Origin of the sequence: Chengkuizengella axinellae, from assembly GCF_030730905.1 — a bacterium.
Taxonomy (GTDB): Bacteria; Bacillota; Bacilli; order Paenibacillales; family KCTC-33759; genus Chengkuizengella; species Chengkuizengella axinellae.
The window spans coordinates 19,389-31,753 of record NZ_JAVAMP010000017.1 but is presented as its reverse complement, the minus strand read 5'-3'; the positions used below and the strand labels follow the sequence as shown (position 1 = coordinate 31,753).

Here is a 12,365-nt window from a genome sequence, read left to right as displayed (position 1 = left end):
AAAATTAGATGATTATGGGTTATTTCTCCTTAATTTGTTGCATTTTATCATCTCTAATAGTGATGTGATCAACGCGCTGCTTAAGCTTAATAAAAAGCCTAAACCTGCTATGGTTCCACAAATTGCAATCTTATCACCTAACCATATTCCAAAAAAAATAAACACTAATGACAGCAATATGAATCCGTTGGTCATCCAACGAAAACTACGACCGTACTTATGCTCTTTTTTTACTTTTACGGAGATCTGTTTACGATATTTTTTCCTTTTTGAGAAGATCCAAAATAAGATTAAAATAGGCACTTGAATTGTGATTGCAATGATCACACTGCTATAACTTACAAAATTATATAAGTCTGTAATATTAGAAAAAGATAAAACGGTAATCATGTACATTAACCAACCAGCGGATGAGGAGTAAATTCGATAATCTCTTCGTTTTGTAAAACTGCTTATTCCAATCAAACCCGCAATGAAAATGAAAATCATGCTTAACATGTATGAGAAAGTATAGGCGGTAACCATTATGATTTCCAGACGCTCCAAAAAATCAGTAAAATGGATTTGCTCAGCTAAAAGATATATAGGATACATAGCTTTACTCCCGATGTTAGGTCCCAAAATAGTAATCGTTAACATCATAATTAAAGTTAGCAGAAAAGTAGCGTTAATGGCCCCATATCTTAAAGAGGCATGGACTTGTCTTGGGACAGATAAAGTATGTAAAAAAGCACCTAAAATAAATAAGTCTCCAAACCATCCCAGGTTTAACGTATTGGATTTAAAGAATCCATTTACGCCATGGCTTAATATTGGAAGTACATTTTGAACTTGGATGTCTCCTATTAACATGAGAGGCATAGAAAACGCCATAGTAATAAACAGTATAAATGTTAACTCATTTACGCGAGCACTTACTTCTATACTCATTTTTCCATAATGCTGGACAATGAGGTTGCAAATAATACCTATAACATAAACGGGCGTTAGAATTAAAATTGTACTGTCCATAAATACAGAAATGGTGGATATATTACGCATAAAAGAAGACCAAATATACAAGATCATCAGGATGTTAATGAATCCACCAACAAATTTTCCGAATAGTAAGAAAGAGATTTCAAAAATATTTTTTTTGGGGAAAACCTTACATAGTTCATAAAAAACATACGTTATAAACAATACATATACTAATGGCAAAATATAAGTGAACCAAGCGTTATGATGTGAAATATAAAGGGCTTCTCTTGGAACAAAAGTCTGGCTGCTTGTAAATATTATCACTGTTGAGATCCAAGAAAATTGCCGTGGGGATATGATTTGCTGCTGATCCATCTTTTTGACTCCTTCTTATTCTTTATGAACGAGACCATTCCAAAACCCATGGTGAAACATAATGGATAAAGAAATCAATAGGCATGGGGAATTCTGTAAAAATAAATCTTAATCCTATAAGAATTAATATGATCGAATTCATACTATAAAATATCACTTTTTCAGCCAATTTCATTGATTTAATGTATTTTATATCTATTGCAATTGTAACTAAATACATAAGAAAAAGGCTGATTTGAATAGAAGTACTCATTCTGGCTCCTCACCTTTTGAAATATTTTCAGACACTAATCCAGCATCAGTTATATTGGCATTTGCTATGATTGTAAACTTTGCCTTTGACAATTCTTCATACCAATTTTTACCATACTTCTCTTCCCATTGTTTTGGAAAATGACGATTTACCAATAACCCTAAATTTGCAGAATCTGCCTTGTTTTCTTGAATGACTTTCACTGCACCTTCAACCGCTGCTTTGATATGTTCTTCAAGTTTGCGATTAAACAAATCTTTATCATTTAATTTAGTCATATCAGATCTAGAAAAATCCTCTACTAAATTCGCATTGATATCTATTTTTATTGAAAATTCGATGTGGTCTTCCTTTAATTTTGGTTTGATTTGGATTCTTCCATTTTTAATATTGATCGCAGCGTATTTATCCTCTTTGATCTCTACAATGGTTGTATAGGGACTAAGTTCATTCCTTAGCCACATTAAGCCATGCGCTTGCTCCCCTTCGAAAATTCCGACCATCTTGTCATCTCGAAACTGTGCATACCCTAAAAATTCTATTTCGTCAGAAATCTCGTTGGAAAGCTGAGATTTTGTCACTGTCATATAAGCTAATATCGTATCGCTGCCAAAAGAGCTTATGGATTGAGCAGCTTGTCTCATATTTACGCTTATCACACCTCTAGCTTCTGCTAAATATAAGATATTTTCACCTGAAAATCGTTCAAACTGAGGCTCAGCTTTAAGTAGATCGTAGGCTTTTCCCTTAGCAACAATGATGTAGGCAGAAAGACGGTTTTGTGCAACGCGAGCTGTTGTGTCAAACATATCTCGAATCCCTTTTTTAGCTAATTCCTCACTAACTATAAATACACGACGATGAGAAAACGTGATTCTTTGAGACATCCTTCTTTGCATTTTACCTACAGCCTCACGAAGAGTAGTCCCAACATCCGAATCAACATAAGCAATGTTGTCTTCTGCACCGCCACCGCCGCCGCCAGAAGTAGCCCCTCCCATTTTCCCAGGTAAAGCAAACTGTACAGTAGTTCGGATAACATCATCCTCCTCAATATCAGCGGCTGTAGCAAGTGCGATGGCAAGATCATTTAATTCGGTTCGATCCCAACAACCTGTCATAAATAATGTTTGAAAGATGCATAAGGAAATGAAAAGCAATTTCTTTTTATTCACCTGGATCACTCACTTCCTCTGATTCATTATTTTTTAGACCCCCATTTTTTTCAACATTTTGTCTTAGCTCATTACCCATTCGTTTTTGATTTTGAAGTGTGACATATTCAGGTCGATTCTTCATAAAAGGCCAGGGAGCAGCAACTACAGAATCTTTTAAATCTCCTAATCTTAAAGGAGCTAGTGGTGCTAAATACGGTACTCCAAATGATTTTAAGTTTGCTAAATGTCCCAACAGCAGCAACAAACTCATAAAGATTCCAAAGATTCCGAATAAAGAGGCTGCAAACATGATAGGAAATCGCAACAGACGTATAGCAATCCCTGCATTAAAAGTAGGAATTGTGAAGGAGGCTATTCCAGTTACGGATACGACGATTACCATAGGTGCTGAAACGATTCCTGCTTCTACAGCAGCCTGTCCTACAACTAATGCACCTAATATACTGACAGCTTGCCCAATCGTTTTTGGCAGTCGAACGCTGGCTTCTCTTAATGCTTCAAATGTGACTTCCATAATTAAAGCTTCAATAATCGATGGAAATGGAATGGCTTCATGTGCTGCAACAATACTTAACAATAAGGTTGTTGGTATAATGTCTTGATGATAAGTAGAAAAAGCAATATAAAATGCAGGTGTTGTAAGCGCAAGGAATAAAAATAGATATCGAAGCCAACGAATTAATGTAGCGATCATATATCTTTCATAATAATCCTCACTTGCTTGCATTAGATTTATAAATACAGTAGGGGCAATTAAAACATCAGGAGTACCATCAACAATAATGGCAAATTTCCCTTGCAGTAATGCTGCTGCTACCGTATCTGGACGTTCTGAAAATTTGAATTGAGGAAAAGGCGAATATATATTATCTTGGATAAGCTCTTCAATATATCCACTTTCGAGAATTCCATCAATATCAATCATATTTAATCGTCGATCCAATTCTTTTAGAAGATTGGGGTCAATGAGATTGTCAAGATAAACTACAGCAAGATCAGTCCCAGTGACTCGACCAAGACGATAAGGTTTTGTTTTTAAGTGTGGTGACTTTATTTTCCTTCGGATCATGGAAGTATTAATTCTAATATTTTCTATAAATCCTTCGCGTGGACCGCGAATACTTGACTCTGTTTCAGGCTCACTGATAGATCGCATCTCGAATCCAGTAATACCAATAGCTAATCCTGTGCTTTCGTTGTCAACAAGAATACCTAAGTTCCCGCTTAATATATGCATTAAAAAATCCCCAAGGTTTTGATCTTCAACGACCTGAGCAAAAGGAAGTACAACATTTCTCAAATCATCTATGCCTGATGCGTCATTTTCTGTATTCATCATGGCTTTCATTGCTTGATTGACTAGTTCAGGATTTGTCATACCAGAGATGATAATAGACAGCGCTTTTTGACCATTTTTTATTTGAAACTCTGAAATGCTGACATCAGAGCAGTCATTGAAAAGATATTTTAGCTTTTTTTTGTTTTCCTCCAGCGAATTAGATATAGGCTGACCTTTTAATTCATCAACAAAGGTGTAATCAATATAAGTTTTAGCTTTTTTTTTGCTCTTGCTTTTAGAAAAAAACATACTAACCTCCCCAATACTGTAAATCAAGATGTCAAATTACGGGTTATGAAAGTATTTTCTCCAAATCTCACTACAATATGTATTAGTTGGATATATGCTCTAATAAATGGTCTAATTGCTGAGGTTTTACTTTTTGGATGAGGTCTCCTTCTTGTTTTAAGCGTTCCTCGATATTTAAAAGGTTAAAATCTTTTGGGTGCAAATCTTTTTTGACTTCATGCCAATGAAGGGGAGTAGATACGGGAGCAAGCTCACGTGCTCTGGGTGTATAGGGGGCGGCTAAAGTTTTTCCTTGCCAATGTTGGAGATAGTCAATATATATTAAGTGGCCACGATTTTTTTTAAGTCTTTCAATGGTGAATAGATTTGGGTATTTATGAACTAGATACTCACTTATAAATTGTCCCGCTTTTCTTAACTGGTCGAAGCTATACTTTTGTATGATGGGGATCACAATTTGAACTCCTGTTGCTCCAGAGGTTTTAGGGACAGATTGAATATGTAAAGTTTCTAAAAGCTCTCCTATACAAAGGACAGCATCCATCAGCCTAGGTTCATTTTCTACTGAAGGATCTATGTCAATGACCCACTCCGCTGGGAAAGACTGATCGATATAATGAAAAGAGGGGTGAAACTCTAAACAGGCCAAATTACCGAGCCATAATAAAGTAGCTACGGAATCTAAATTCACATAGTTAATCTCATGGAGTTTGGCTGTTTTTACAAAGCTTGGTCTCGGTTCTGGACAGTTTTTTTGATAAAAATAAGTTTTGTCTCCATATCCATGAGGATATCGAATCGTTGTTAAGTATCTATTTTTGCAGTATCGCAATAAATAAGGAGCAATTTGTACAAGTTTTTGTAAGTAGTCCACTTTTTTAATTTTAGGCCATAACGGCTTGTTAGGATTGGAGATCAGGATCTCATGACCTTCTACAATGAGTGGCACTTTATCTGTAACACTGGACATACATATTCCTCCATTAAATAACGATTCTTTTATAAGGAAGGTGTGATTACTTTTGCGGGTACAATTGATGGATATCAATTTTTTCGATTTGGGGATGTCGTAATACTCCTGATGAGGTAATCTCTAACCCCTTGACCCTACAAGGAAAAGGTTTGTTCAGCCATGTTATTTGCTCTCCTTTTAAATCTGGAGGAAGTAGTGTGAAAAAAGAATTATTAGCTAGATGTAATTTGGAATATAACAAGAGAACTTCCTTCCATTGTTGATTCAACCCAGATGAAACTCTTCCAAAATACGAACCGTTATAGGCCATAACCAGACTTGAAAGAAACTTGTTTTTTAGAGTGATCCCAACAATTTGCACATCGAAGAATGAAGTGATTTTTTTCTTGTACCAATCGGTATGTTTTTTCCCATCATGATAAGTGCTGGTTAATTTCTTGCTGACAATGCCCTCCCACTGATTTGAGGCAACCCAATTCCATAAGTCTTCCCCATCATAAAATAAATCCGTTACAAATAGAGAGGAGGATGTTTTAGGGAAAAGAGATTGTAGCATTTTATACCGTTCCCTAAACGGTTTCTTTCTCCAATCAACCCCATTTAGATAGAGGAGATCAAAGAGAACATAAGAAACGGGATATTTAGTTTGCATAGAGGTGCTTCTTGTTTTTTCTCTCTGCAACACTTTACTGAAATTTGGTTTTTTGCTTTCCTGATCAAATACGATGATTTCTCCATCCAATAAAATGGAGTTAAAACCGACGGATAGATTAGGGTCATTTAACAACTGCATGATTTCTGGATAGGTTTCATTTTTATTAAGCAGTTTTTTAGAGAACAAGTTTATAACACCATGATCAATGGCTGCTAAAACTCTTACACCGTCCCACTTGAGTTGATAACCCCATTCATCTCCTTTAGGGATCTGCTCATTTAAGAGTGGGGACATCGGTTTTTTAGGAAGCTGTAACGTCATAAACATCTTCCTTCATTAAGATACTGTCTCTTTTTTCTTTGTTTTAGATTTTGCAGTCGTTTTTTTGGTTGGTGTTTGGTCACCTGTATCCATTGCGTTTAAGCTGGCTTGCAAAGCAGTCATTAAATCAATAACATCAGCCGTTTGTTGTTTAGGAGCAATTTTAATTTCTTGACCAGAAACCTTACTTTCTATAAGTTCAAGTAATTGTCCACGGTAGTCATCGTGATATTTTTCAGGTTCAAAAGGTTTGGTTAATTGATCTATAAGCATTTTTGCCATGGATAATTCAGTTTCTTTGACATCCACATTTTCGGGAAGATTAGGAATCTTTTCAATGGCTCGAATTTCATCTGGATAATAAATCGTTTCAAGTGTAATACATTTATCTAGAACCCTTAAAGCTGCAAGACTGCTTTTTGAACGGATAGATATTTTAGCAATGCCAATTTTTCCGCTGTCCTTCATCGCTTCTAATAATAAAGAATAAGCGTTTGCTCCCGTTTCTCCAGGTGATAAGTAATATGTTTTCTGAAAATAGATTGGATCAATTTCTTCCAATTGCACAAAATCTAAAATTTGAATTTCTTTGGTTGTTTCTGTTTCGAGCTGTTGAAGTTCTTCTTTTTCAAAAAGGACAAACTTCCCTTTTTCGTATTCATATCCTTTGGTAATGGCTTCCCATTCTACTTCCTCGTCACAGTGTTTGCATTTTCTAACATAACTAAGTGGTGTTCCGCATTCCTTGTGGATATACTTCATGGATATGCCTTTATCTTCTGTTGCAGAGAACATTTTAACAGGTACATGGACTAGTCCGAAGCTAATAGCTCCTTTCCACATTGTGTGCATACAAATTGCCTCCTTATATAATAATCTCAATGAATAAATTCTTCTTATATTTTTATTCATTATTTACAATGAAAAATAAAATTAACCGTATCTTCTGATTTCTTTACTAACAACATGTAGAACGTGATAAAAATAATGACGAGTGGGTATCATTTAAACAAGGGATTGCTTTACAAATATAATGAATGGGCATCTCATTCAAAGGGAGGTAAACAGCATAACAATGGCTGAAAATAAACAAAACAAAAACAAGGAAGGGCAAAATGAAGGAAGAGAAAATCATTTCATGGATGTCGATCGTATGGTGAATGAAGGATTAGGTGGGGGACAAGTGACCTTGCAAAATGGACTTATTGATGAATCAACAACAGATACAATGGATGATAAGAATGATATTAAAGAAAAATCATTTGGAGAATAAGAGAACAAAACAATAGGAAAAAGGAATTTAATTTGTTGGTTTAGGAGGTTTTATAGTGGATGTTGAAAGAGCGCAAGAAATATTTGATTCAAAAGCGAAAATCAACGTGTATCTGAATGGAAAAGAAATATGGATTGATAAAGTGGATCCTGTTAAGAGAAGTGTGAATGTTCATGAAATCAATAATCCTAATGAACAAGATACGGTTACCGTAGATAAATTGAAGGAATTACAGTAATAGTAGCAGAAATAACAAATCCCAAATGAAAAGTTGTATTTTCATTTTGGGATTTTTTAAAAGATAGGTTTTTTGAAATTATAAAATGATAACTTCGATATCAAAGTATTGCTCTTGAAAATGTAATAATGATTTAATTTCATCTACTTGAAATTCCTCGTTTGCTACAACAAGCTTGTCTTCAACATCATCTTTTCTATGAATGACCGCAATGACTGTTCCTTCGAAAGATTCTAAAGGGCGATCTTCACCCAATATGTAAGCGTCAATTTCCTCGCCGTCACCAGCCTTAGTATTAGGAATGTAACCATAATTTACGGGATAGTGAGCATCAAATTTTGGATGTTTTGAACCTAAAGGTCTATCCACTTCAACTGTTACTCTTTTTGATAGAAAGTCTGTATACATATCCATCACCCTCCTCTAACTGGTAAATTGATTATACACTACTAATTTATACCTACATTTTTGGGATATTTGGTTTCGGGTCCCGCAAAAAGTAATAGGACTATTCTACATAGCTTGGCTTCACTTTTTTGTGATACTTTCATGGTTATGGGGTCCCCGGAAAGTATTCGGATTAAGCTTCTTAAGCTTCACTACACTTTTTGGGGTGTTTTATTTATAATTAGAAGTATAATACGAAACATGAGGCAGTAGGTGGTTTTTTGAGTAAACTTGATGAATTTGCACTTATTCAATTCTTAAATCATAAAAAACAATCTGAAGAACTTCAACAGAAATTAGGTGTCATTAAAGGCATAGGGGATGATGCGGCTGTTGTTCAACATTCGCCAGGCTCTCAGCTTGTGATGACGTGTGATACGATGGTGGAAACCATTCATTTTAATCCATATACGATGCTGGATGAGGATGTTGGTTATAAGGCGCTCGCCTCTAACTTAAGTGATATTGCTGCTATGGGGGCTGTACCAAAGCATGCACTTATCTCTTTAAGCATACCTAAACATTACTCTTCATCTCGATTGAAGAAAATATATAAAGGTTTGTACGAATGTGCAAATGAATTCGAAGTAGCTATCATAGGTGGAGATACGTCCAAATCACCAAAACATTTAAATATATCTGTAACTTTAACTGGAGAGGTTGAAACTAATCAAGCATTGCTCCGATCAAATGCTAAAGTGAATGATCTTTTATTTGTAACAGGATTCTTGGGTTGCTCTGCTGCAGGATTGCATTATTTATTGGAAAAGCAGGAGAGGCATCTAACCTCTGCGAAACTATCCTTAGATATTCAACCACTTGTACAAGCTCATCGAAGGCCGATTCCTCAAATGAAAGCAGGTCGCCTTCTTCTTGAATCAAAAAGATGTCATTCCTTAAACGATATCAGTGACGGACTGGCAAGCGAAGCTCATGAAATTAGCGAAGCTTCTAAAGTAGGGATATTAATAAACGAGGATATGATTCCTATACATCCCACATTGAGGGCATATTGTGATTTGGTTGGAAAAAGTCCGCTTGATTGGATTTTATATGGCGGTGAAGACTATCATTTACTTGGGACAGTATCCAGATCTAATGTTGAATATTTACAAAGCCGCTTTCAACGACAGGGAATTCCGTTTTTCATCTTAGGAGAAGTAATAGATCAAAAAGGTGTGCATATCAAAGATCAGTACGGTAATATAAAAAAAATACAAAAAGAAGGATACAATCATTTTAATTAACAGGTTGGAGTGAACAAATTGAATCTACAAAACAGGTATCAGTTTCAAGCTTTATCTGAAAGTGATACGAAACGGTTAGCAACAGAAATGGCTAAACAAACTCAAGCAGGTATTGTAATTACATTAGATGGTGATCTCGGGGCAGGTAAGACTACATTCTCCCAAGCTTTTGCAAAGGGAATAGGCATTACTGAAATTGTGAATAGTCCGACATTTGTCATCATTAAAGAATATGAAGGGGAGCGCTTGCCCCTGTATCATATGGATGTTTATCGATTATCTATTGAGGAAGCGGATGAACTTGGTTTGGAAGAATATTTTTATGGAAACGGAGTTTGTTTGGTAGAGTGGTCAAGTAAAATCACTGAACTGCTTCCATCCAATCGTTTAGAAATCTTCATTTCTCATTTAGGAGATCAAAAGCGTGAGTTTGAAATTATACCTAGGGGAGAGTTATACATAAACTGTTGTGAAAATATGAAAAAAAATGGGGTCCTTTCATGAAAACTGTAAAACAATCAGACAACAATATCATTCTTGCGATAGATACTTCCACAGCAGAGCTGACTGCAGCGATACTGCAAAATGGACAATGTTTAAATGAAATCCGACTCAGAGCGGAAAGAAGCCATTCAACCCAACTAATTCCGTCTATACAAAAGCTGTTAAGCGACATTGACTTGAAAATGAAAGACCTTGATGGGATAGCAGCTGGACATGGTCCAGGTTCATATACCGGGGTACGTATAACAGTTACTGTGGCGAAAACATTAGCATGGACATTGAAAATTCCGCTGCATGGTGTTTCTAGCCTAGAGGGATTATCTTATGGTTTATATCAGGACTTGAAGAATGAAAACAAACTTGAAGAAAATGGAACTGCAATGTGGATAATTCCGATTTTAAATGCACGAAGAGGACAAGTATATACTGGATTATATGAGCATAGGAACAATGAATCTTCTAGTGTGATTGATGATGGAATAAGGTTAATGGAAAGCTGGATCGAAGAAGTCAGTGAAAAGCTGAAAACACAATCTTTTTCAAAGCAAATTTTATTTGTAGGGGATATCAAGGATTTTGAATTTGAAATATCTACATTTGAAAATATTTCTGGACAAAAAGTACAGTGCTTTGAAAAACCGATGAGTGCTTTTGATATAGGCATTTTAGCTTTAAAACACTTGGAACGAAGCGAAATAAACGAACCTCATCACTTTACGCCAAATTATACTCAATTAGCAGAAGCAGAAAGAAATCTTAAAATAGATTCCCCAGTGAAGTGAAAGGAAATCAGGAATGGAACAAGTAAGTCGGTCAATGAAGATTGCTGATATAGAGCAAGTTTATGAAATAGAAACAGAAGCATTTACTACCCCTTGGACAGCCCAGGCCTTCTATAATGAACTTATGAATAATCAATTTGCAAAATATATCGTTATGGAAGTAGAAGGTAATATCGCTGCATATGGTGGAATGTGGGCTGTGATAGACGAGGCACATATTACCAACATTGCTGTGCGAAAAAAATATCGCGGGCAAAAAATGGGGGAGATGTTACTTCAGAAGATGATTCAAATGGCAGTGGATTTAGGAATGAAGAAAATGACTTTAGAAGTGAGAGTATCCAATCATATTGCAATCCATTTGTATAAAAAGTTTGGCTTTTACGAATCAGGCATTCGCAAGGGGTATTATACTGACAATAATGAGGATGCATTGATTATGTGGATAGAATTGGAGCAAAAGGAAGGAACAAAATGACAACAACTACTACAACAATTTTAGCAGTGGAAACAAGCTGTGATGAAACGGCTGTGTCCATTATTCAAAATGGAAAGAAGATCTGTTCAAACGTGATTTCAAGTCAAATGGAGACACACCAAAAGTTCGGAGGTGTTGTTCCAGAAATTGCTTCTAGGAAGCATGTTGAAACGATTACCTTAATCATGGAAGAAGCAATCAAAGAAGCAAATATAGACGTAAAAGATTTGTCTGCTGTTGCAGTTACACAAGGTCCTGGTTTAGTAGGAGCCTTAATTGTAGGCATCGTTGCTGCAAAAGCTTTTGCAAGCGCACTTGACCTACCATTAATTGGTGTACATCATATAGCAGGACATATTTATGCAAATCAACTAGTTTATGATTTAGAATATCCATTAATCTCATTGGTTGTATCAGGAGGTCATACTGAACTCGTATTTATGGAATCACCCGGCTCATTTCAAATTATAGGGCAGACTCGTGATGACGCGGTAGGAGAAGCCTATGATAAAGTAGCACGAGCTTTAGGATTGCCATACCCAGGTGGTCCACATGTGGATAAACTAGCACAAATTGCTGATGCTGAAATTGAACTGCCCCGAGCTTGGTTAGAGCAGGGTTCGTATGATTTTAGTTTTAGTGGTTTAAAATCAGCGGTGCTGTCAGTAGTCAATCAAGCAAAAATGAAAGGAGAGACTTTGAATAAACCCCAAGTGGCTCTTGGCTTCCAAAATTCAGTTATTGATGTATTAGTGGAGAAATCCTTGAAAGCTGTGAAGCAATATGGAGCCAAACAACTTCTTTTAGCCGGAGGAGTAGCAGCGAATAGGGGCTTGAGATCTGCATTGCAAGCTCGTTGTGAAATAGAAGGAATTCCACTGCTTATTCCTCCTTTAGAATTATGTACGGATAATGCAGCAATGATTGGGGCAGCAGCATTTTTAAAATGGGAAAAGCAAGACTTCAGTGCTATGGATTTAAAAGCGGACCCACGTCTTTCATTAGAAAAGTGGCTTTGATAGAAAAGACATGATAGTAAAACCTGGTATATGTAAGTTATAATATAGACAAAATTTAAATATATTTTTTATGT

Annotated in this window: 15 protein-coding genes; 7 read left to right on the top strand and 8 right to left on the bottom strand. The window is 35.9% G+C overall.

Translation table 11 applies throughout. From position 1 onward, the window contains the following. Nucleotides 1-12: 12 nt before the first annotated feature. The 7 genes from Q5Y73_RS21465 to ku all read right to left on the bottom strand — a co-directional run bounded on the left by Q5Y73_RS21465 (nucleotide 13) and on the right by ku (nucleotide 7,155). Nucleotides 13-1,335 (bottom strand): GerAB/ArcD/ProY family transporter, encoded by a 1,323-nt coding sequence (locus tag Q5Y73_RS21465; RefSeq protein ID WP_305993975.1) that lies wholly within the window; start codon nucleotides 1,333-1,335, stop codon nucleotides 13-15. 22 nt (nucleotides 1,336-1,357) lie between these two features. Further along, complete coding sequence (locus Q5Y73_RS21460; protein WP_305993974.1) at nucleotides 1,358-1,588, bottom strand: hypothetical protein; 231 nt, start codon at nucleotides 1,586-1,588, stop codon at nucleotides 1,358-1,360. Further along, complete coding sequence (locus tag Q5Y73_RS21455) at nucleotides 1,585-2,763, bottom strand: Ger(x)C family spore germination protein (RefSeq protein ID WP_305993973.1); 1,179 nt, start codon at nucleotides 2,761-2,763, stop codon at nucleotides 1,585-1,587. Before Q5Y73_RS21455 ends, Q5Y73_RS21460 begins: the two co-directional genes overlap by 4 nt. After that, nucleotides 2,756-4,354: a spore germination protein gene (locus tag Q5Y73_RS21450; RefSeq protein WP_305993972.1), complete on the bottom strand. Its 1,599-nt coding sequence runs from the start codon at nucleotides 4,352-4,354 to the stop codon at nucleotides 2,756-2,758. Before Q5Y73_RS21450 ends, Q5Y73_RS21455 begins: the two co-directional genes overlap by 8 nt. Before the next feature lie 82 nt (nucleotides 4,355-4,436). Beyond that, entirely contained in the window at nucleotides 4,437-5,324 is an 888-nt protein-coding gene (locus tag Q5Y73_RS21445) for a DNA polymerase domain-containing protein (protein WP_305993971.1), read from the bottom strand. Between the two features lie 46 nt (nucleotides 5,325-5,370). After that, a complete protein-coding gene (locus Q5Y73_RS21440) occupies nucleotides 5,371-6,303 on the bottom strand; it encodes an ATP-dependent DNA ligase (RefSeq protein WP_305993970.1) in 933 nt (310 codons plus the stop codon). A 15-nt stretch (nucleotides 6,304-6,318) separates the two neighbouring features. Next, on the bottom strand, nucleotides 6,319-7,155 hold the full coding sequence (ku, locus tag Q5Y73_RS21435) for a non-homologous end joining protein Ku (protein WP_305993969.1): 837 nt from the start codon (nucleotides 7,153-7,155) through the stop codon (nucleotides 6,319-6,321). Between the two features lie 223 nt (nucleotides 7,156-7,378). Between ku and Q5Y73_RS21430 the strand changes: the two genes are divergently transcribed. Together Q5Y73_RS21430 and Q5Y73_RS21425 are read left to right on the top strand one after the other, a co-directional pair. Further along, on the top strand, nucleotides 7,379-7,576 hold the full coding sequence (locus tag Q5Y73_RS21430) for a hypothetical protein (RefSeq protein ID WP_305993968.1): 198 nt from the start codon (nucleotides 7,379-7,381) through the stop codon (nucleotides 7,574-7,576). A 55-nt stretch (nucleotides 7,577-7,631) separates the two neighbouring features. Further along, nucleotides 7,632-7,814 carry an H-type small acid-soluble spore protein gene (locus tag Q5Y73_RS21425; RefSeq protein WP_305993967.1) on the top strand — a complete coding sequence of 61 codons (183 nt, stop codon included), beginning with the start codon at nucleotides 7,632-7,634 and terminating at the stop codon, nucleotides 7,812-7,814. 78 nt (nucleotides 7,815-7,892) lie between these two features. Here the strand turns inward: Q5Y73_RS21425 and Q5Y73_RS21420 are convergent, their stop codons facing one another. Continuing rightward, a complete protein-coding gene (locus Q5Y73_RS21420) occupies nucleotides 7,893-8,222 on the bottom strand; it encodes an inorganic diphosphatase (protein WP_305993966.1) in 330 nt (109 codons plus the stop codon). A gap of 260 nt (nucleotides 8,223-8,482) precedes the next feature. On the opposite strand from Q5Y73_RS21420, the gene thiL reads away from it, so the two are divergent. Genes thiL through tsaD form a run of 5 tightly spaced genes read left to right on the top strand, consistent with a single transcriptional unit; the run spans nucleotide 8,483 to nucleotide 12,291 of the window. Continuing rightward, nucleotides 8,483-9,508: a thiamine-phosphate kinase gene (gene thiL, locus Q5Y73_RS21415; protein ID WP_305993965.1), complete on the top strand. Its 1,026-nt coding sequence runs from the start codon at nucleotides 8,483-8,485 to the stop codon at nucleotides 9,506-9,508. Between the two features lie 18 nt (nucleotides 9,509-9,526). Further along, nucleotides 9,527-10,012, top strand: a complete 486-nt coding sequence (gene tsaE, locus Q5Y73_RS21410; RefSeq protein ID WP_371320254.1) for a tRNA (adenosine(37)-N6)-threonylcarbamoyltransferase complex ATPase subunit type 1 TsaE — start codon at nucleotides 9,527-9,529, stop codon at nucleotides 10,010-10,012. Beyond that, nucleotides 10,009-10,794 carry a tRNA (adenosine(37)-N6)-threonylcarbamoyltransferase complex dimerization subunit type 1 TsaB gene (gene tsaB / locus Q5Y73_RS21405; RefSeq protein ID WP_305993963.1) on the top strand — a complete coding sequence of 262 codons (786 nt, stop codon included), beginning with the start codon at nucleotides 10,009-10,011 and terminating at the stop codon, nucleotides 10,792-10,794. Before tsaE ends, tsaB begins: the two co-directional genes overlap by 4 nt. 13 nt (nucleotides 10,795-10,807) lie before the next feature. After that, on the top strand, nucleotides 10,808-11,272 hold the full coding sequence (gene rimI, locus Q5Y73_RS21400; RefSeq protein ID WP_305993962.1) for a ribosomal protein S18-alanine N-acetyltransferase: 465 nt from the start codon (nucleotides 10,808-10,810) through the stop codon (nucleotides 11,270-11,272). Further along, the gene (gene tsaD, locus Q5Y73_RS21395) at nucleotides 11,269-12,291 is read left to right on the top strand and encodes a tRNA (adenosine(37)-N6)-threonylcarbamoyltransferase complex transferase subunit TsaD (RefSeq protein WP_305993961.1); all 1,023 of its coding nucleotides are present in this window, start codon (nucleotides 11,269-11,271) and stop codon (nucleotides 12,289-12,291) included. Before rimI ends, tsaD begins: the two co-directional genes overlap by 4 nt. The last annotated feature ends 74 nt before the right edge of the window (nucleotides 12,292-12,365 follow it).